The following is a 19,718-nucleotide window of genomic DNA, read 5'->3' on the forward strand; positions in this document are numbered from 1 at the left end:
ATTTATACAGTGTTTTGTTTCGGCCTGACAATGCCCGCGCTTAGCTCGATTTGCTTGGGAAAGTGATTTTCTTAGCGCCGCGAGGAATGATTATGCAGCTGCTTTTTGTAAGGTTAATTCGTCAGTTGGCCCTTGAAGCTGGAAAACCCGGCCCCATATACCGGGGCAGAAGCGCGAGTCGAGCTCGCGGACGAAGTTGAAAGGAGAAATCTCTATGGCTGACGAACAGACGCAGGACACGCAAAATCTAGACGCCAATCAGGCTTCCCAGGATTCCGGTGAAGACCTGGCGGCACGTGTACAAGTGCTCGAGGAGCAACTGGCCGGTGCGCAGGATCAGGCGTTGCGTGTAGCCGCCGACCTGCAGAATGTCCGCCGTCGCGCCGAGCAAGATGTAGAAAAGGCCCATAAATTCGCCCTGGAGCGTTTTGCCGGCGACCTGCTGCCGATCATCGACAGCCTGGAGCGCGGCCTGGAGCTGTCCAACCCGGACGACGAAAACATCCGTCCGATGCGTGAAGGCATCGAGCTGACCCTGAAAATGTTCCAGGACACCCTCAAGCGTTATCAGCTCGAAGCCCTTGATCCTCATGGCGAGCCCTTCAACGCCGAACATCACCAGGCCATGGCGATGCAGGAAAGTGCCGACGTCGAGCCAAACAGTGTCTTGAAGGTTTTCCAGAAGGGCTATCTGCTTAACGGCCGTCTGCTGCGCCCGGCCATGGTCGTGGTCAGCAAGGCGCCGGCACCGGTTTCGCCTTCTATTGATGAGCAGGCTTGAAATCGGGCGCAGCGGCCCCATCTATAAGTCAAGCGTTTAAGTGCTACCGCAGTTAGCCACCACTGCTGCGGCAACCAAATCCAAGTTCCGGGAGAGTTAACATGGGCAAGATTATCGGTATCGACCTGGGGACCACCAACTCGTGCGTCTCCGTGCTGGAAAACGGCAAGGCCAAGGTTATTGAAAACGCTGAAGGCGCGCGTACCACGCCGTCGATCATCGCGTACGCCAATGATGGCGAAATTCTGGTTGGCCAGTCGGCCAAGCGTCAGGCAGTGACCAATCCGCATAACACCCTGTACGCGGTGAAGCGTCTGATCGGTCGCAAGTTCGACGAAGAAGTCGTTCAGAAAGACATCAAGATGGTGCCTTACAAAATCGCCAAGGCTGACAACGGCGACGCCTGGGTTGAAGTGAACGGCCAGAAAATGGCACCGCCACAGATCTCGGCTGAAATCCTCAAGAAAATGAAGAAAACCGCCGAAGACTACCTCGGCGAAGCGGTGACCGAGGCGGTCATCACGGTTCCAGCCTATTTCAACGACAGCCAGCGCCAGGCGACCAAAGACGCCGGCCGCATCGCGGGCCTGGACGTAAAACGTATCATCAACGAACCGACCGCGGCCGCTCTGGCCTACGGTATGGACAAGGCCAAGGGCGATCACACCGTGATCGTCTACGACCTGGGTGGCGGTACCTTCGACGTCTCCGTGATCGAGATCGCTGAAGTCGACGGCGAGCACCAGTTCGAAGTACTGGCCACCAACGGTGACACGTTCCTCGGTGGTGAAGACTTCGACATCCGCCTGATCGACTACCTCGTCGACGAGTTCAAGAAAGAAAGCGGCATGAACCTCAAGGGTGACCCGCTGGCCATGCAGCGCCTGAAAGAAGCCGCTGAAAAAGCCAAGATCGAACTGTCCTCGAGCCAGTCGACCGACGTGAACCTGCCGTACATCACTGCAGACGCCACCGGTCCTAAGCACCTGAACGTAAAAATCTCCCGCGCCAAGCTCGAAGCGCTGGTGGAAGACCTGGTTCAGCGCACCATCGAACCTTGCCGTATCGCCATGAAAGACGCCGGTATCGACGTTGGTTCGATCAACGACGTGATCCTGGTGGGCGGCCAGACCCGTATGCCGCTGGTTCAGAAGCTGGTGACCGACTTCTTCGGCAAAGAAGCTCGCAAGGACGTGAACCCGGACGAAGCCGTTGCCATGGGCGCTGCCATCCAGGGCGCTGTTCTGGCCGGTGACGTGAAGGACGTTCTGCTGCTCGACGTCAGCCCGCTGACCCTGGGTATCGAAACCATGGGCGGCGTGATGACCGCGCTGATCGAGAAAAACACCACGATTCCTACCAAGAAATCCCAGGTGTTCTCGACGGCTGACGACAACCAGGGCGCCGTGACCATCCACGTGCTGCAGGGTGAGCGCAAGCAGGCTGCCCAGAACAAATCCCTGGGCAAGTTCGACTTGGCCGAGATTCCACCAGCACCACGTGGCGTGCCACAAATCGAAGTGACCTTCGACATCGACGCCAACGGCATCCTGCACGTCGGCGCGAAAGACAAGGCCACTGGCAAGACTCAGTCGATCGTGATCAAGGCCAACTCCGGCCTGTCCGAGGAAGAAATTCAGCAGATGGTTCGCGATGCTGAAGTCAACGCCGAGGAAGACCGCAAGTTCGAAGAGCTGGCCAGCGCCCGTAACCAAGGTGATGCCCTGGTGCACTCGACCCGCAAGATGATCGCTGATGCTGGCGAGAAAGTGACCGCGGAAGAGAAAACCGCCATCGAAGCGGCCGTGGTTGCCCTGGAAGCCGCTGTGAAAGGCGACGACAAGGCGGCCATCGAGGCGAAGATCGAAGAGCTGTCCAAGGTCTCCGCGCCAGTGGCTCAGAAGATGTACGCCGAACAGGCTCAGCCCGCTGAAGGCGCGGCTGCCCAGGGCGAATCGGCCGAAAAAGCCGACGACGTCGTGGACGCCGAGTTCGAAGAAGTGAAAGACCACAAGTAACTGCTTGTTGGTCGGCCGGTTGACTGCATTTGTGCGGTGGCTGGTAGGATGTCGCCGCGCGGGGGCTTGCTCCCGCGTTGGCGTGTCTGGAGCTAGGGAATTTTTACAGCATGCGACAGTGTTCGGATGTTGGCGGTGCGTTCGGGAATGCTCCTGCTTTCCGGCGATGGGCACTGCGTTTTGGCCGGGGCCCTGGCTGAAATATTTAAAGACCAGGATCGTTGAATTGACGTGAGTTGGGTCCGGGCCTGTATTGGGGCTCAACGAGTTTGGCAAGGTTCAGGAGAGGTTTGCCGGACGTCCTATAAGAGTGCAAAGACTAATGGCGAAGCGTGATTTTTACGAAGTATTGGGTGTCGAGCGGGGGGCCAGCGAGGCAGAGCTGAAAAAGGCTTATCGTCGCCTGGCGATGAAGCACCACCCGGACCGTAATCCCGGCGATAAAGCGTCGGAAGAGATGTTCAAGGAAGCTAACGAGGCTTACGAGGTTCTGTCCGATTCCAGCAAGCGCGCGGCCTACGACCAGTACGGGCATGCCGGTGTCGACCCAAGCATGGGCGGCGGCGGTGCCGGTTTCGGCGGCCAGAACTTCTCCGATATTTTCGGCGACGTGTTCAGCGATTTCTTCGGCGGCGGTCGCGGCGGTGCCCGTGGTGGCGCCCAACGTGGCAGCGACTTGCGCTACACGTTGGAGCTGAACCTGGAAGAAGCGGTGCGCGGTACCACCGTCAATATCCGTGTGCCGACATTGGTCAACTGCAAGCCGTGTGATGGCTCGGGTGCAAAGAAGGGCTCCTCGCCCGTGACCTGCCCGACTTGCGGCGGCATCGGCCAGGTTCGCATGCAGCAGGGCTTCTTCTCGGTCCAGCAGACCTGTCCGCGTTGCCATGGCCAAGGCAAGATCATTTCCGACCCGTGCGACTCCTGCCATGGCGAAGGGCGTGTCGAAGAGTACAAGACGCTGTCGGTCAAAGTGCCGGCCGGTGTCGACACGGGTGACCGCATTCGCCTGTCCGGCGAAGGCGAGGCGGGTGCCCAGGGTGGTCCGACTGGCGACCTGTATGTGGTCATCAACGTGCGCGAGCATGCGATTTTCCAGCGCGACGGCAAGCACCTGTTCTGCGAAGTGCCGATCAGCTTCGTCGACGCGGCCTTGGGTGGCGAGCTCGAGATCCCGACCCTCGACGGTCGCGTCAAGCTGAAAATTCCCGAGGGCACGCAGACCGGCAAACAGTTCCGGATTCGTGGCAAAGGCGTCGCGCCAGTGCGTGGCGGTGGTGCGGGTGACCTGATGTGCCGTGTGGCGGTGGAGACACCGGTCAACCTGAGTCGGCGTCAGCGTGAACTGTTGGAAGAGTTCCGCGGCACGCTGGCGGATGACAACAGTCACTCGCCGAAAACCACTGGTTGGTTCGAAGGCGTGAAGCGCTTCTTCGGCGACCTGTAAGGAGTTGGCATGCGACGTATAGCTGTGATGGGCGCTGCGGGGCGCATGGGCAAGGCGCTGGTCGAGGCGGTGCAGCAGCGCTCGCCGCTCTCCGGCCTGACAGCGGCCATCGTGCGGCCCGACAGTACGCTGGTGGGCGCCGATGCTGGCGAGCTGGCTTCGCTGGGGCGTATCGGTGTGCCGATGTCCGGCGGCCTGGAGAAGGTGCTTGACGAGTTCGATGTGCTGATCGACTTCACCCTGCCGGACGTGATGTTGAAAAACCTCGCGATCTGCCGCAAGCATGGCAAGGCCATGGTGATTGGCACCACGGGGCTGGATGCTGCGCAAAAGCAACTGCTGGCCGAGGCGGGCAACGACATCGCAATCGTGTTCGCGGCGAACTTCAGCGTGGGCGTGAACCTGTCGCTGAAGCTGCTGGACATGGCGGCCCGGGTCTTGGGTGACGATGCCGATATCGAAATCATCGAGGCGCATCATCGGCACAAGATCGACGCGCCTTCGGGAACGGCCTTGCGCATGGGTGAAGTGATTGCCGATGCGCTGGGGCGTGATCTGAAGAAGGTCGCCGTATATGGGCGCGAAGGGCATACCGGTGCCCGTGAGCGCGACACCATCGGTTTTGCCACTGTGCGCGGTGGTGATGTGGTAGGTGATCACACGGTGTTGTTCGCCACTGAAGGCGAGCGCCTGGAGATCACCCACAAGGCATCCAGCCGGATGACCTTCGCCAAGGGCGCCGTGCGTGCCGCGTTGTGGCTGGACGGCCGCGAGCCTGGCTTGTACGACATGCAGGACGTTCTCGACCTGCGTTGATGCCATTGAAGGCGGGGTTCAGGTTATACTGCGCCCCGTTTTACACCGCTTCGCGACGACCTGTCGCATTCCCCTGCCTTTAAGGCTCATTAGCGGTGGACCAAAAAAGCCTTTTTCTGTAAGCTACAGCTTTAGTGTGTCCACTAAAAGCGCGCAGAATAATTCAGTGAACAAGCGGGGTGACGTGTCCATACGTCACTCCGCTTTTTTACAACCTGCGATCGCCCTTTCAGGCTTTATTTACGGGAGGTCTTCTTGACTAAGCCAGCCATACTCGCCCTTGCTGATGGCAGCATTTTTCGCGGCGAAGCCATTGGAGCCGACGGTCAGACCGTTGGTGAGGTGGTGTTTAACACCGCAATGACCGGCTATCAGGAAATTCTTACCGATCCTTCCTACGCCCAGCAAATCGTTACCCTGACTTACCCGCACATCGGCAACACCGGCACCACGCCGGAAGACGCCGAGTCCGATCGTGTCTGGTCCGCCGGCCTGGTCATCCGTGACTTGCCGCTGGTAGCGAGCAACTGGCGTAACACGATGTCCTTGTCCGATTACCTGAAAGCCAACAACGTCGTGGCGATCGCCGGTATCGACACGCGCCGCCTGACCCGCATCCTTCGGGAAAAAGGCGCGCAGAACGGCTGCATCATGGCCGGCGACAACATTTCCGAAGAAGCCGCCATTGCCGCGGCCCAGGGCTTCCCTGGCCTCAAGGGCATGGACCTGGCGAAAGTCGTCAGCACCAAGAAACAGTACGAATGGCGCTCCACGGTCTGGGACCTGAAGACCGACAGTCACGCGACGATCGAGGCTTCCGAGCTGCCCTACCACGTGGTGGCGTACGACTACGGCGTCAAGCTGAACATCCTGCGCATGCTGGTCGAGCGTGGCTGCCGCGTCACCGTGGTACCGGCCCAGACCCCGGCCGCCGATGTCCTGGCCCTCAAGCCTGATGGCGTGTTCCTGTCCAACGGCCCGGGTGACCCGGAGCCTTGCGACTACGCGATCCAGGCGATCAAGGACGTGCTGGAAACCGAGATCCCGGTGTTCGGTATCTGCCTCGGTCACCAGTTGCTGGCCCTCGCTTCTGGCGCCAAGACCTTGAAAATGGGCCACGGCCACCACGGTGCCAACCACCCGGTGCAGGACCTGGATACCGGCGTGGTGATGATCACCAGCCAGAACCACGGTTTTGCGGTGGATGAGGCGACCCTGCCGGCCAACGTGCGTGCGATTCACAAGTCGCTGTTCGACGGCACGCTGCAAGGTATCGAGCGTACCGACAAGAGCGCGTTCAGCTTCCAGGGCCACCCTGAAGCGAGCCCGGGCCCGAACGATGTGGCGCCGCTGTTCGATCGCTTCATCAACGAGATGGCCAAGCGACGCTGACCGCGTGAAGCCCGAGGGCGGCCCCGAATGCGGCGGCCCCTTCGGGCGCTTCAAAGATTGTTCGACGGCCTAGCCGACTGACCTGCGGATTTGAGTGACAAACCCATGCCAAAACGTACAGACATAAAAAGCATCCTGATTCTCGGCGCTGGCCCGATCGTGATCGGCCAGGCCTGCGAGTTCGACTACTCCGGCGCCCAGGCCTGTAAGGCCCTGCGCGAAGAGGGCTACCGCGTCATCCTGGTGAACTCCAACCCGGCCACCATCATGACCGACCCGGCCATGGCCGACGCCACCTACATCGAGCCGATCAAGTGGCAGACCGTTGCCAAGATCATCGAGAAGGAGCGCCCGGACGCGCTGCTGCCGACCATGGGCGGCCAGACCGCGCTCAACTGCGCCCTGGACCTGGAGCGCGAAGGCGTCCTGGAGAAGTTCGGTGTGGAAATGATCGGCGCCAACGCCGATACCATCGACAAGGCCGAAGACCGTTCGCGCTTCGACAAGGCGATGAAATCCATCGGCCTGGACTGCCCGCGCTCGGGCATCGCCCACAGCATGGAAGAGGCCAACGCCGTCCTGGAACGCCTCGGCTTCCCATGCATCATCCGTCCGTCCTTCACCATGGGCGGCACCGGTGGTGGCATCGCCTATAACCGTGAGGAATTTGAAGAAATCTGTGCCCGTGGTCTCGACTTGTCGCCGACCAAGGAACTGCTGATCGACGAATCCCTGATCGGCTGGAAAGAATACGAAATGGAAGTTGTCCGCGACAAAAAGGACAACTGCATCATCGTCTGCTCCATCGAGAACTTCGACCCGATGGGCGTGCACACCGGCGACTCGATCACCGTCGCACCGGCCCAGACCCTGACCGACAAGGAATACCAGATCCTGCGTAACGCCTCCCTGGCGGTACTGCGCGAGATCGGCGTGGAAACCGGCGGCTCCAACGTCCAGTTCGGCATCTGCCCGAACACCGGTCGCATGGTGGTCATCGAGATGAACCCGCGGGTCTCCCGTTCGTCGGCCCTGGCGTCCAAGGCCACCGGTTTCCCGATTGCCAAGGTCGCGGCCAAGCTGGCCGTGGGCTACACCCTGGACGAGCTGTCGAACGACATCACCGGCGGCAAGACCCCGGCGTCCTTCGAACCGTCCATCGACTACGTCGTGACCAAGCTGCCACGCTTCGCCTTCGAGAAGTTCGCCAAGGCCGATGCCCGCCTGACCACCCAGATGAAGTCGGTCGGTGAAGTCATGGCCATCGGCCGCACCTTCCAGGAGTCCCTGCAGAAAGCCCTGCGCGGCCTGGAAGTGGGCGTCTGTGGCCTCGATCCGAAGCTGGATCTGAACGACCCGGAAAGCATGAGCGTGCTCAAGCGCGAGCTGACCGTGCCGGGTGCCGAGCGCATCTGGTACGTGGCCGATGCCTTCCGCGCCGGCCTGACCGTCGAGCAGATTTTCGGCATGAACATGATCGACCCTTGGTTCCTGGTACAGATCGAAGATCTGATCAAGGAAGAAGAGAAGGTCAAGACCCTGGGCATGTCCAGCATCGATCGCGACACGATGTTCCGCCTCAAGCGCAAAGGTTTCTCCGACATGCGCCTGGCCAAGCTGCTGGGTGTGACCGAGAAGAGCCTGCGCGCCCATCGCCACAAGCTGGAAGTGTTCCCGGTCTACAAGCGCGTCGACACCTGCGCGGCCGAGTTCGCCACCGATACCGCCTACCTGTACTCCACGTACGAAGAAGAGTGCGAAGCCGCGCCATCGACCCGGGACAAGATCATGATCCTGGGCGGCGGTCCTAACCGGATCGGCCAGGGCATCGAGTTCGACTACTGCTGCGTGCACGCGGCACTGGCCCTGCGCGACGACGGTTACGAGACCATCATGGTCAACTGCAACCCGGAAACCGTGTCCACCGACTACGACACCTCCGATCGCCTGTACTTCGAGCCAGTGACCCTGGAAGACGTGCTGGAAATCGTCCGCGTCGAGAAGCCAAAAGGCGTGATCGTCCAGTACGGCGGCCAGACCCCGTTGAAACTGGCCCGTGCCCTGGAAGCCGCTGGCGTGCCGATCATCGGTACCAGCCCGGATGCGATCGACCGCGCTGAAGACCGTGAGCGCTTCCAGCAGATGGTCGAGCGCCTGAACCTGCGTCAGCCGCCAAACGCTACCGTGCGCAGCGAAGACGAAGCGATTCGTGCCGCCGCCAAGATCGGTTACCCGCTGGTGGTGCGTCCGTCCTATGTTCTGGGCGGCCGTGCGATGGAAATCGTCTATCAGGAAGACGAACTCAAGCGCTACCTGCGCGAAGCGGTCCAGGTGTCCAACGACAGCCCGGTGCTGCTGGACCACTTCCTCAACTGCGCCATCGAAATGGACGTGGATGCGGTCAGCGACGGCAAGGATGTGGTGATCGGCGCGATCATGCAGCACATCGAGCAGGCCGGTGTTCACTCCGGTGACTCCGCCTGTTCGCTGCCGCCTTACTCGTTGCCGGCGCACATCCAGGACGAGATGCGCGAGCAGGTCAAGAAAATGGCCCTGGAGCTGGGCGTCATCGGCCTGATGAACGTGCAATTGGCCCTGCAGGGCGAAGACATCTACGTCATCGAAGTCAACCCGCGCGCTTCCCGGACCGTGCCGTTCGTCTCCAAGTGCATCGGCGTTTCCCTGGCGATGATCGCGGCGCGAGTCATGGCCGGCAAGACCCTGAAAGAGCTGAACTTCACCAAAGAAATCATTCCGAACTTCTACAGCGTGAAAGAGGCGGTGTTCCCGTTCGCCAAGTTCCCTGGCGTGGACCCGATCCTCGGCCCGGAAATGAAGTCCACCGGTGAAGTGATGGGCGTGGGCGATACCTTCGGTGAGGCATTCGCCAAGGCCCAGATGGGCGCCAGCGAAGTGTTGCCGACTGGCGGCACGGCGTTCATCAGCGTGCGTGATGACGACAAGCCACTGGTTGCAGGCGTGGCCCGTGATCTGATCAACTTGGGCTTCGAAGTGGTCGCCACTGCCGGTACGGCCAGGCTGATCGAAGCCGCTGGCCTGAAAGTGCGCCGCGTGAACAAGGTGACCGAGGGGCGTCCGCACGTGGTCGACATGATCAAGAATGACGAAGTCACGCTGATCATCAACACCACCGAAGGTCGTCAATCGATCGCCGATTCCTACTCCATTCGTCGCAATGCGCTGCAGCACAAGATCTACTGCACCACGACCATTGCGGCAGGCGAAGCGATCTGCGAAGCGCTCAAGTTCGGTCCCGAGAAGACCGTGCGTCGCTTGCAGGATCTACATGCAGGATTGAAGGCATGAGCATAACCAAGTACCCGATGACTGTTCAGGGCGCGAAGGCCCTGGAAGAAGAACACGCTTTCCTGACCAAGGTCGAGCGCCCGCGCTTGAGCCAGGCTATCGGTGAAGCGCGTGAGCTGGGCGATCTCAAGGAAAACGCCGAATACCACGCTGCCCGAGAGGAGCAGGGGATGGTCGAGGCGCGTGTCCGTGACATCGAAGGCCGCATGCAGAATGCGGTGATCATCGATGTCACGACGATTCCACATACCGGCAAAGTGATTTTCGGCACCACGGTGGAAATCGCCAACGTCGAGACTGATGAAAGCGTGACTTACCAGATCGTTGGCGAGGACGAGGCAGACATCAAGCTCGGCAAGATTTCCGTCGGTTCACCCATTGCTCGTGCCTTGATTGCCAAGGAAGAGGGCGATGTGGTGGCGGTGAAGACACCGGGTGGTGTCATCGAGTATGAGATTGTCGAAGTCCGTCACATCTGAACGAAGGCGCCCGCTGCGAGCGGGTGCCATGATCTGGCAGCTCACCCAGATGTTGTGGGTGGGCGGCGTCTGGTTGCTGCACATCGGTTTGCTGCCGGTGCTGGGGCGAGTGGGCCTGGCACCGCTGCTCATCGATGAAATCGCAGGCATGCTGACGGTGCTGCTGGTGGGTTTTTCCGCGGCGTGCGTGATGTTTCAGGCTTTGGTGCTGGTTCAGGCCGAAGGCCTTGCCAGTCTATGGCGCGACATTCGTGGGCAATTGCTGCTCATGTCGTTGTATGCGTGCGGGATGTTCTTTGCCGTGCATTTCGGCTGGCCGGATGCGAGCCAGTGGCAGGTATTCAGTTACCTGGTGCTGGGTTTTTCCGGTCTGGTACTGGTCTTGCAGCCGGTTCCGGGGTGGAGCGGCAGGGTGTGCGAAGCACACCCTTGACCCTTTGGCATCACTTGAAGCGGTGAACGTTCGACAGTTGCTTGTTGACGCTGAAGTTCTTGCGATAAATCAGCGCCATCTTGCCGATGACCTGCACCAGGTCTGCCTTGCCGGTCTTGCACAGCTCGGCAACGGCAGCCAGGCGGGCTTCGCGATCGAGGATGTTGAGCTTGATCTTGATCAGCTCGTGATCGCCCAGGGCGCGTTCCAGTTCGGCGAGTACACCTTCAGTCAAACCGTTGTCAGCCACAGTCAAAACCGGTTTCAGATGGTGGCCAATGGATTTGTATTGTTTCTTCTGCTCTTGAGTGAGCGGCATAATCTGACCCCTGCGTCTGATCTTGTAAAAAGCGGCGGCCAGTTTACCCGAGCAAGTCCGGGACCGCCCACTTAATCACGACCCGTTTTATTTTTAGAGGTGGCCCGTGGCCCGTTCCAAGACTAGCCAGAACTGGCTCAGAGAGCATTTCAACGATCCGTACGTCAAAATGGCGCAAAAAGACGGCTATCGCTCTCGTGCCAGCTATAAATTGCTGGAGATCCAGGAAAAGGATCGCCTGATCCGTCCAGGCATGACCGTGATTGACCTCGGTGCGGCGCCGGGCGGCTGGTCCCAGGTTACCAGTCGTCTGATTGGTGGTCAGGGCCGCTTGATCGCTTCCGACATCCTGGAAATGGACAGCATCCCTGATGTGACCTTTATCCAGGGCGATTTCACGGAAGACGCCGTACTGGCGAAAATCCTGGAAGCCGTCGGAAATACACAAGTTGACCTTGTGATTTCCGATATGGCCCCCAATATGAGTGGATTAGCGGCTGTCGACATGCCTCGTGCCATGTTCCTCAGCGAGCTGGCCCTGGATCTTGCGGGGCGGGTTCTGCGTCCAGGCGGTGATTTTCTGATCAAGGTCTTCCAGGGTGAAGGCTTCGACGAATACCACAAGGGCATCCGCAAGCTGTTCGACAAGGTGCAGATGCGCAAGCCATTGTCGTCCCGTGACCGTTCTCGCGAGCAGTATCTGCTGGCGCGGGGGTTTCGCGGTGTTGAAGGCGCGGCCAGTGATGAGCGTCTTTGAGCAGGGCGATAGTTTTTTTTGTCTCGCATTGAAAAAGCCGCGTAACCAAAATTATGCGGTCAAAGTTTCACAAAGGGTTACAGACGGCGCCTGCCAGAGTCGTAGGTAATGTAGTAAGTTAGGCCGGTGAATATCATGCGAAGCGCGCGCCAGTAGCGGAGCTTGCTTCAGAGGGTAGTTAATTGAACGATATGGCAAAGAATCTGATCCTGTGGTTGATCATCGCCGCTGTCCTGGTGACCGTGATGAACAACTTCTCCAGTCCTAACGAGCCGCAGACCCTCAACTATTCCGACTTCATCCAGCAGGTCAAGGATGGCAAGGTCGAGCGCGTAGCCGTTGATGGCTATGTGATTACCGGCAAGCGCACCGACGGCGACAGCTTCAAGACCATTCGTCCGGCAATCCAGGACAATGGCCTGATTGGCGACCTGGTGGACAACCACGTCGTGGTCGAAGGCAAGCAGCCTGAGCAGCAAAGCATCTGGACCCAGCTCCTGGTGGCCAGCTTCCCGATCCTGGTGATCATCGCCGTGTTCATGTTCTTCATGCGCCAGATGCAGGGCGGCGGCGGTGGCAAGGGCGGGCCGATGAGCTTTGGCAAGAGCAAGGCCCGGCTACTTTCCGAGGACCAGGTGAAAACCACCCTGGCCGACGTCGCAGGTTGCGACGAAGCCAAGGAAGAAGTGGGCGAACTGGTCGAGTTCCTGCGCGATCCGGGCAAGTTCCAGCGCCTGGGCGGTCGTATTCCACGCGGCGTGCTGATGGTCGGCCCGCCAGGTACCGGTAAAACCTTGCTGGCCAAGGCGATTGCCGGTGAAGCCAAGGTGCCGTTCTTCACGATTTCCGGTTCCGACTTCGTCGAAATGTTCGTCGGCGTGGGAGCCAGTCGTGTCCGCGACATGTTCGAACAGGCCAAGAAACACGCGCCGTGCATCATCTTCATCGACGAAATCGACGCCGTTGGTCGCCATCGTGGCGCCGGCATGGGTGGCGGTCACGACGAGCGCGAACAGACCCTCAACCAGTTGCTGGTCGAGATGGACGGTTTCGAAATGAACGACGGCATTATCGTGATCGCCGCCACCAACCGTCCTGACGTGCTCGACCCTGCGCTGTTGCGTCCAGGTCGTTTCGACCGCCAGGTCGTGGTGGGGCTGCCGGACATTCGTGGTCGCGAGCAGATCCTCAAGGTCCATATGCGCAAGGTGCCGATGGGTGACGACGTCGCTCCGGCCGTCATCGCGCGTGGCACGCCGGGCTTTTCCGGTGCCGACCTGGCGAACCTGGTCAACGAAGCGTCGTTGTTCGCCGCTCGTACCGGCAAGCGCGTCGTGGAAATGAAGGAATTCGAGCTGGCCAAGGACAAGATCATGATGGGCGCGGAGCGCAAATCCATGGTCATGTCGGAGAAAGAAAAGCAGAACACCGCGTATCACGAGGCGGGTCACGCGATCGTTGGTCGTGTCGTGCCCGAGCATGATCCGGTCTACAAGGTCTCGATCATCCCGCGCGGTCGTGCCCTGGGCGTGACCATGTTCCTGCCGGAAGAGGATCGCTACAGCCTGTCCAAGCGTGCATTGATCAGTCAGATCTGCTCGTTGTACGGCGGTCGTATCGCTGAAGAGATGACGCTGGGCTTCGACGGTGTGACCACTGGGGCATCCAACGACATCATGCGTGCCAGTCAGATCGCTCGGAACATGGTCACCAAGTGGGGCCTGTCCGAGAAGCTGGGGCCGCTGATGTATGCCGAAGAAGAAGGGGAAGTGTTCCTCGGTCGTGGTGGCGGTGGCCAGCATGCAAGCTTCTCCGGCGAGACGGCCAAGCTGATCGATTCCGAGGTGCGCAGCATCATCGACCAGTGCTACGGCACTGCCCGGCAGATCCTCACGGACAACCGTGACAAGCTCGATGCCATGGCCGATGCCCTGATGAAGTACGAAACCATCGATGCCGAGCAGATCGACGACATCATGGCAGGTCGCGAACCTCGCGAGCCTCGTGACTGGTCGGGCGGTGGTACCGGTACTTCCGGTACACCTCCGGCGGTACAGGGTGAGCGTCCGGAAACACCGATTGGCGGTCCGGCCGCTGATGTCTAAGGCTTGAAATGACTTCTGTTCAGTCCTCGACCCGGTTGCCTTGCGGCAACCGGGTTCTTGATTTGGCCCATGCACATGTCATGGGCATTCTCAATGTCACGCCTGATTCCTTTTCCGATGGTGGTCGATTCAGCCAGCTCGATGCCGCGCTGCGGCATGCCGAGGCCATGGTGGCCGCTGGCGCAACGCTGATCGATGTGGGGGGGAATCGACCCGGCCAGGTGCGCGGTCGGTCTCGCCCACCGAAGAGCTGGAGCGGGTGGCGCCGATTGTCGAGCGCATCCATCGCGAACTCGATGTCATTATCTCGGTCGATACGTCCACGCCTGCGGTCATGCGCGAGACTGCGCGACTAGGGGCGGGCCTGATCAATGATGTTCGGTCCTTGCAGCGCGATGGTGCCCTGGATGCCGCGGCGGCCACCGGATTGCCGGTATGCCTGATGCATATGCTCGGCGAGCCGGGGACCATGCAGAACGACCCGCACTATGATGATGTGACCAGGGAGGTGGGTGAGTTCCTGGTGGCGCGTCTGGATCAATGTGCTGCCGTGGGTATTCCTGCCGGCCGGATCATCCTTGATCCCGGGTTCGGCTTTGCCAAGACATTGGCGCACAACCTGAGCCTGTTCAAACATATGGAAGCCTTGCACGCCCTGGGGCGGCCCCTGTTGGTTGGGGTTTCGCGAAAGAGCATGATAGGCAATGCCCTGGGGCGGCCGGTGGGAGAGCGCCTGTATGGTGGTCTTGCCCTTGCGGCCTTGGCCCTTGCCAAAGGTGCACGCATATTGCGCGTGCACGATGTAGCCGAAACGATGGATGTCGTGCGGATGATCGCAGCTGTGGATTCAGCCGAATAAGAATGACGGAGCACTTATGAGCAAGAAATACTTTGGCACCGACGGTATTCGTGGTCGGGTCGGCGAATACCCTATTACCCCCGATTTCATGCTCAAGCTCGGCTGGGCGGCAGGCATGGCGTTCCGCAAGATGGGCGCCTGCAAGGTGCTGGTCGGCAAGGACACGCGAATTTCCGGCTACATGTTCGAATCGGCGCTCGAGGCCGGCCTGACGTCGGCGGGTGCCGATGTGATGCTGCTGGGCCCGATGCCGACGCCGGCCATTGCCTACCTGACCCGTACGTTCCAGGCCCAGGCAGGCATCGTGATCAGTGCCTCGCACAACCCCCATGATGACAACGGCATCAAGTTCTTCTCCGGCCAGGGTACCAAGTTGCCGGATGATATCGAGCTGATGATCGAGGAGCTGCTGGACACGCCGATGACCGTGGTCGAGTCGAGCAAGATCGGCAAGGTGTCGCGGATCAACGATGCATCGGGTCGCTACATCGAATTCTGCAAAGGCAGCGTGCCGACCGGTACGAGCTTTTCCGGCCTGAAAATTGTTGTCGATTGTGCTCACGGCGCCACCTATAAAGTCGCGCCGAGCGTCTTTCGCGAGCTGGGTGCCGACGTGGTGGTGCTTTCCGCCCAGCCCAATGGCCTGAACATCAACCACAACTGTGGTTCCACCCATACCGAGGCGTTGCAGGCTGCAGTGCTGGCCGAGCAGGCCGATCTCGGTATCGCCTTCGATGGCGACGGTGATCGGGTGCTGATGGTCGATCACACCGGTACGGTCGTCGATGGTGACGAATTGCTGTTCATCATCGCTCGTGACCTGCATGGGCGCGGCAAGCTGCAGGGCGGCGTGGTCGGCACGTTGATGAGCAACCTCGGGCTTGAACTGGCCCTGGCGGACCTGGATATCCCGTTCGTGCGTGCCAACGTGGGCGACCGCTACGTGATCTCGGAGTTGCTGGAGCGCAACTGGGTGATCGGGGGCGAGAACTCCGGCCACATCGTGTGCTTCGACCATACCACCACCGGTGATGCGATCATTGCGGCCCTGCAGGTACTGATGGCACTCAAGGCGCGCAACGAAGGGCTTGCACAGTCGCGCCAGGCATTGCGTAAATGCCCGCAAGTGTTGATCAACGTGCGTTTTGGTGGCGGTGTGAACCCTCTCGAACATGCGAAGGTCAAGCAGGCCAGCGAGCGTGTGACAGAGGCGATGGCGGGGCGTGGTCGCGTGTTGTTGCGCAAGTCCGGTACAGAGCCTTTGGTGCGTGTCATGGTCGAAGGCGAGGACGAAGCGCAAGTTCGCGGTTATGCCGAAGAGCTGGCAAAACTGGTTACTGAAGTTTCTGCCTGAATTCGGCTTGCCAGTCATGAATCGGTTGGGTAACATCTGCGCCCACTTTGACCGACGAGGTACAGCATGCGTCGCCCTATGGTAGCTGGTAACTGGAAGATGCACGGTACCCGCGCCAGCGTCGCTGAGCTGATCAATGGCCTTCGTCATCTGGCCTTGCCAAGCGGTGTTGATGTCGCGGTATTCCCGCCTTGCTTGTATATCAATCAAGTGATTGATGGCTTGAAAGGCAAGTCGATTTCGGTCGGCGCGCAGAACTCTGCGGTGGAATCCATGCAAGGTGCGTTGACCGGTGAGATTGCACCGAGTCAGTTGGTGGATGCAGGTTGCTCCCTGGTCCTGGTTGGACATTCCGAGCGTCGCCAGATCATGGGCGAGCAGGACAAGACCTTGATCCGCAAGTTTGCTGCGGCCCAGGCTTGTGGTCTGATTCCGGTGTTGTGCGTAGGGGAAACCCTCGCGCAGCGTGAAGCCGGCAAGACCCTTGAAGTTGTCGGGCGTCAGCTCGGCAGCATCATCGAAGACCTGGGTGTTGGTGCTTTTGCAAAGGCAGTCATTGCCTACGAGCCGGTCTGGGCCATTGGTACCGGGCTGACGGCTTCGCCGCAACAGGCGCAGGATGTGCACGCAGCCATCCGCGCGCAGTTGGCGGAAGAGAATTCTGAAGTGGCACGAGGTGTGCGGCTTCTATACGGCGGCAGCGTGAAGGCGGCCAATGCGGCCGAACTGTTCGGCATGCCGGATATCGATGGGGGGCTCATTGGTGGAGCGTCCCTGAATGCAGATGAGTTCGGTGCGATCTGTCGCGCCGCGGGAAACTGAAAAAATGCTGGAAACAGTCGTAGTCGTTTTTCATCTGCTGGGTGCACTGGGCGTAGTTGCTCTCGTATTGCTGCAGCAGGGTAAAGGTGCGGATGCTGGTGCGTCTTTCGGTGCAGGTGCTTCAAATACTGTGTTCGGAAGCCAAGGTTCCTCTACCTTTCTTAGTAAGTTTACTGCTATACTTGCCGCCGGTTTCTTCATGACCAGCTTAGGGTTAGGTTACTTTGCTAAAGAGAAAGCTCACGAGCTGACTCAAGTAGGTTTGCCAAACCCAGCGGTACTGGAAGCGCCTAAGCAACAACCGGCTTCTGATGATGTCCCGGTGCTTCAAGAGCAAAAGTCGGCCAACCCGGCGACTGACGTGCCTCCAGCTCAAGAGCAGAAGTAAGAAGGTTTCAAACGCTGTATTGCCGAGGTGGTGGAATTGGTAGACACGCAACCTTGAGGTGGTTGTGCCCATAGGGTGTAGGGGTTCGAGTCCCCTTCTCGGTACCAATTATCAGGAGAGCCCGCGATTGCGGGCTTTCTTGTAGGTGGAAGGGTTACATTGACCCTGTAAGGGATCGGTCGTATACTTCCGCCCCAGCTTTGTCGCGGGATGGAGCAGTCTGGTAGCTCGTCGGGCTCATAACCCGAAGGTCGTCGGTTCAAATCCGGCTCCCGCAACCAGTTTCAGGGGCCCCTTCCAAGGGGCTTTTTGTTAGCTGGACACTTTATAACGCCGCTATTCGACGGCGTTTCAGGGATGGGCGATTCGCCCATTTTTTTTTATTTGCACAGCATGCACAAACATGCACGAGGGGGTTCAGGTGTCGAGCAAGCTAGAACAGTTGCAGGCCTTGTTGGCCCCGGTGGTCGTGGCCCTTGGCTATGAATGCTGGGGTATTGAGTTTTCGGCTCAAGGTCGCCACTCACTGTTGCGCGTTTATATCGATAAGGAAGGCGGCGTGTTGGTGGATGATTGCGCCATCGTCAGCCGTCAGATCAGCGGTGTACTGGATGTCGAAGATCCAATCACCTCCGAATACACCCTTGAAGTTTCCTCGCCTGGCATGGAGCGCCCCCTGTTCACACTTGAACAGTTCGCTTTGTTTGCCGGTGAACAAGTGAAGATCAAGCTGCGCTCGCCTTTCGAGGGTCGACGCAACTTCCAAGGCCTTCTGCGCGGTGTAGAAGAGCAGGACGTCGTGGTGCAGGTAGATGACCATGAGTTCCTGTTGCCGATCGATATGATCGACAAGGCCAACATTATTCCCAGTTTTGACTGATACGTGCCAGATACTGCGGATCCCGCGGATCCAATGGCTTGCGAAAGGCGAGGCGTACGATGAGCAAAGAAGTACTGCTGGTTGTTGAGTCGGTATCCAATGAAAAGGGCGTACCGGCTAACGTTATTTTTGAAGCGCTGGAGCTGGCTCTGGCCACTGCTACCAAGAAGCGGTTCGAAGACGAAGTTGATTTGCGTGTGGAGATCAATCGCCACACGGGTGCCTACGAGACTTTCCGTCGCTGGACGGTCGTCGAGGAAGCCGACCTGGACGATCCGGCTATCGAAACCTGGCCAAGCAAGGTTGCAGAAACGCACCCGGGCGCCAAGGTTGGTGATGTCGTCGAAGAAAAAATCGAATCCATTGAGTTCGGTCGCATCGCTGCACAGACTGCCAAGCAGGTCATCGTGCAGAAAGTTCGCGAAGCCGAGCGTGCGCAAGTGGTCGACGCTTATCGCGAGCGCCTGGGGGAAATCATCTCCGGCACCGTGAAAAAAGTGACCCGCGACAACGTGATCGTCGACCTGGGCAACAACGCCGAAGCGTTGCTGGCTCGCGAAGACATCATCTCTCGCGAAACTTTCCGGGTTGGCGTGCGTTTGCGTGCGCTGCTCAAGGAAATCCGCACCGAGAACCGGGGCCCGCAGCTGATCCTGTCGCGTACAGCGCCGGAAATGCTGATCGAGTTGTTCCGCATCGAAGTGCCGGAAATTGCTGAAGGCCTGATCGAAGTCATGGCCGCCTCCCGTGATCCGGGTTCGCGTGCCAAGATCGCGGTCCGCTCCAAGGACAAGCGCATCGACCCGCAAGGTGCCTGCATCGGCATGCGTGGTTCGCGTGTCCAGGCCGTATCCGGCGAGTTGGGCGGCGAGCGCGTGGACATCGTCCTGTGGGACGACAACCCGGCTCAGTTCGTGATCAATGCCATGTCGCCTGCTGAAGTGGCGGCAATTATCGTCGACGAAGATGCCCACGCCATGGACATCGCCGTTGGCGCAGACAATCTGGCTCAGGCCATCGGTCGCGGTGGTCAGAACGTGCGTCTGGCCAGCCAATTGACTGGCTGGACCCTGAACGTGATGACCGAATCGGACATCCAGGCTAAACAGCAAGCTGAAACCGGCGACATCCTGCGCAACTTCATCGAAGAGCTTGAAGTCGATGAAGAGCTGGCGCAGGTGCTGGTGGATGAAGGCTTTACCAGCCTGGAAGAGATTGCCTACGTACCGGTGGAGGAAATGCTCAACATCGACGGCTTTGACGAGGAAATCGTCAACGAGCTTCGCGCTCGAGCCAAGGATCGTTTGTTGACCAAAGCCATCGCTACTGAGGAAAAGCTGGCAGACGCCCATCCGGCCGAAGACCTGCTCTCGCTTGAGGGCATGGACAAGGATTTGGCGATGGAACTGGCGGTGCGCGGCGTAATTACCCGCGAAGACCTGGCCGAGCAGTCTATTGACGATCTGCTCGACATCGACGGCATTGACGATGATCGTGCCGGCAAGTTGATCATGGCCGCCCGAGCCCACTGGTTCGAGTAA

Annotated in this window: 16 protein-coding genes, 2 tRNA genes and 1 pseudogene; 18 read left to right on the top strand and 1 reads right to left on the bottom strand. The window is 59.5% G+C overall.

The window, feature by feature from the left end; translation table 11 throughout:
- Window positions 1–214 precede the first annotated feature (214 nt).
- The 8 genes from grpE to ACZ5M5_RS04555 all read left to right on the top strand — a co-directional run bounded on the left by grpE (window position 215) and on the right by ACZ5M5_RS04555 (window position 10,693).
- Window positions 215–781, top strand: coding sequence for a nucleotide exchange factor GrpE (grpE, locus tag ACZ5M5_RS04520; RefSeq protein ID WP_060739227.1), 567 nt, complete (start codon window positions 215–217; stop codon window positions 779–781).
- Between the two features lie 65 nt (window positions 782–846).
- A complete protein-coding gene (dnaK, locus tag ACZ5M5_RS04525; protein WP_256211756.1) occupies window positions 847–2,799 on the top strand; it encodes a molecular chaperone DnaK in 1,953 nt (650 codons plus the stop codon).
- Between the two features lie 322 nt (window positions 2,800–3,121).
- A complete protein-coding gene (gene dnaJ, locus ACZ5M5_RS04530; RefSeq protein ID WP_060739226.1) occupies window positions 3,122–4,246 on the top strand; it encodes a molecular chaperone DnaJ in 1,125 nt (374 codons plus the stop codon).
- 9 nt (window positions 4,247–4,255) lie between these two features.
- Entirely contained in the window at window positions 4,256–5,062 is an 807-nt protein-coding gene (gene dapB, locus ACZ5M5_RS04535; RefSeq protein ID WP_192263045.1) for a 4-hydroxy-tetrahydrodipicolinate reductase, read from the top strand.
- Window positions 5,063–5,317: 255 nt separating this feature from the next.
- Entirely contained in the window at window positions 5,318–6,454 is a 1,137-nt protein-coding gene (gene carA, locus ACZ5M5_RS04540; RefSeq protein WP_003197697.1) for a glutamine-hydrolyzing carbamoyl-phosphate synthase small subunit, read from the top strand.
- Window positions 6,455–6,559: 105 nt separating this feature from the next.
- Window positions 6,560–9,781, top strand: coding sequence for a carbamoyl-phosphate synthase large subunit (gene carB / locus ACZ5M5_RS04545; RefSeq protein WP_060739224.1), 3,222 nt, complete (start codon window positions 6,560–6,562; stop codon window positions 9,779–9,781).
- Window positions 9,782–9,783: 2 nt separating this feature from the next.
- Window positions 9,784–10,260, top strand: a complete 477-nt coding sequence (gene greA / locus ACZ5M5_RS04550) for a transcription elongation factor GreA (RefSeq protein ID WP_030139783.1) — start codon at window positions 9,784–9,786, stop codon at window positions 10,258–10,260.
- Window positions 10,261–10,288: 28 nt separating this feature from the next.
- On the top strand, window positions 10,289–10,693 hold the full coding sequence (locus tag ACZ5M5_RS04555) for an MFS transporter (protein ID WP_464738705.1): 405 nt from the start codon (window positions 10,289–10,291) through the stop codon (window positions 10,691–10,693).
- A gap of 10 nt (window positions 10,694–10,703) precedes the next feature.
- Here the strand turns inward: ACZ5M5_RS04555 and ACZ5M5_RS04560 are convergent, their stop codons facing one another.
- A complete protein-coding gene (locus ACZ5M5_RS04560; protein ID WP_003177852.1) occupies window positions 10,704–11,012 on the bottom strand; it encodes a YhbY family RNA-binding protein in 309 nt (102 codons plus the stop codon).
- A 106-nt stretch (window positions 11,013–11,118) separates the two neighbouring features.
- On the opposite strand from ACZ5M5_RS04560, the gene rlmE reads away from it, so the two are divergent.
- The 10 genes and pseudogenes from rlmE (at window position 11,119) to nusA (ending at window position 19,718) form a co-directional block, all read left to right on the top strand.
- Entirely contained in the window at window positions 11,119–11,769 is a 651-nt protein-coding gene (gene rlmE, locus ACZ5M5_RS04565) for a 23S rRNA (uridine(2552)-2'-O)-methyltransferase RlmE (RefSeq protein ID WP_060739222.1), read from the top strand.
- 191 nt (window positions 11,770–11,960) lie between these two features.
- Window positions 11,961–13,874: an ATP-dependent zinc metalloprotease FtsH gene (gene ftsH / locus ACZ5M5_RS04570; RefSeq protein WP_053118351.1), complete on the top strand. Its 1,914-nt coding sequence runs from the start codon at window positions 11,961–11,963 to the stop codon at window positions 13,872–13,874.
- Window positions 13,875–13,882: 8 nt separating this feature from the next.
- Window positions 13,883–14,733 (top strand): annotated as a pseudogene (folP, locus tag ACZ5M5_RS04575) (dihydropteroate synthase).
- 16 nt (window positions 14,734–14,749) lie between these two features.
- Window positions 14,750–16,087: a phosphoglucosamine mutase gene (gene glmM / locus ACZ5M5_RS04580; RefSeq protein WP_060739220.1), complete on the top strand. Its 1,338-nt coding sequence runs from the start codon at window positions 14,750–14,752 to the stop codon at window positions 16,085–16,087.
- Between the two features lie 66 nt (window positions 16,088–16,153).
- Window positions 16,154–16,909 carry a triose-phosphate isomerase gene (gene tpiA, locus ACZ5M5_RS04585; protein ID WP_060739219.1) on the top strand — a complete coding sequence of 252 codons (756 nt, stop codon included), beginning with the start codon at window positions 16,154–16,156 and terminating at the stop codon, window positions 16,907–16,909.
- Between the two features lie 4 nt (window positions 16,910–16,913).
- On the top strand, window positions 16,914–17,297 hold the full coding sequence (gene secG, locus ACZ5M5_RS04590; RefSeq protein WP_003197714.1) for a preprotein translocase subunit SecG: 384 nt from the start codon (window positions 16,914–16,916) through the stop codon (window positions 17,295–17,297).
- 21 nt (window positions 17,298–17,318) lie between these two features.
- Window positions 17,319–17,404, top strand: a tRNA-Leu gene (locus tag ACZ5M5_RS04595).
- Window positions 17,405–17,501: 97 nt separating this feature from the next.
- Window positions 17,502–17,578 (top strand) — tRNA-Met (locus ACZ5M5_RS04600).
- Window positions 17,579–17,718: 140 nt separating this feature from the next.
- Complete coding sequence (rimP, locus tag ACZ5M5_RS04605) at window positions 17,719–18,177, top strand: ribosome maturation factor RimP (protein ID WP_053118762.1); 459 nt, start codon at window positions 17,719–17,721, stop codon at window positions 18,175–18,177.
- Window positions 18,178–18,236: 59 nt separating this feature from the next.
- Window positions 18,237–19,718 carry a transcription termination factor NusA gene (gene nusA, locus ACZ5M5_RS04610; RefSeq protein WP_003177868.1) on the top strand — a complete coding sequence of 494 codons (1,482 nt, stop codon included), beginning with the start codon at window positions 18,237–18,239 and terminating at the stop codon, window positions 19,716–19,718.

The sequence above is a fragment of the Pseudomonas sp. Van50 genome (assembly GCF_055390755.1).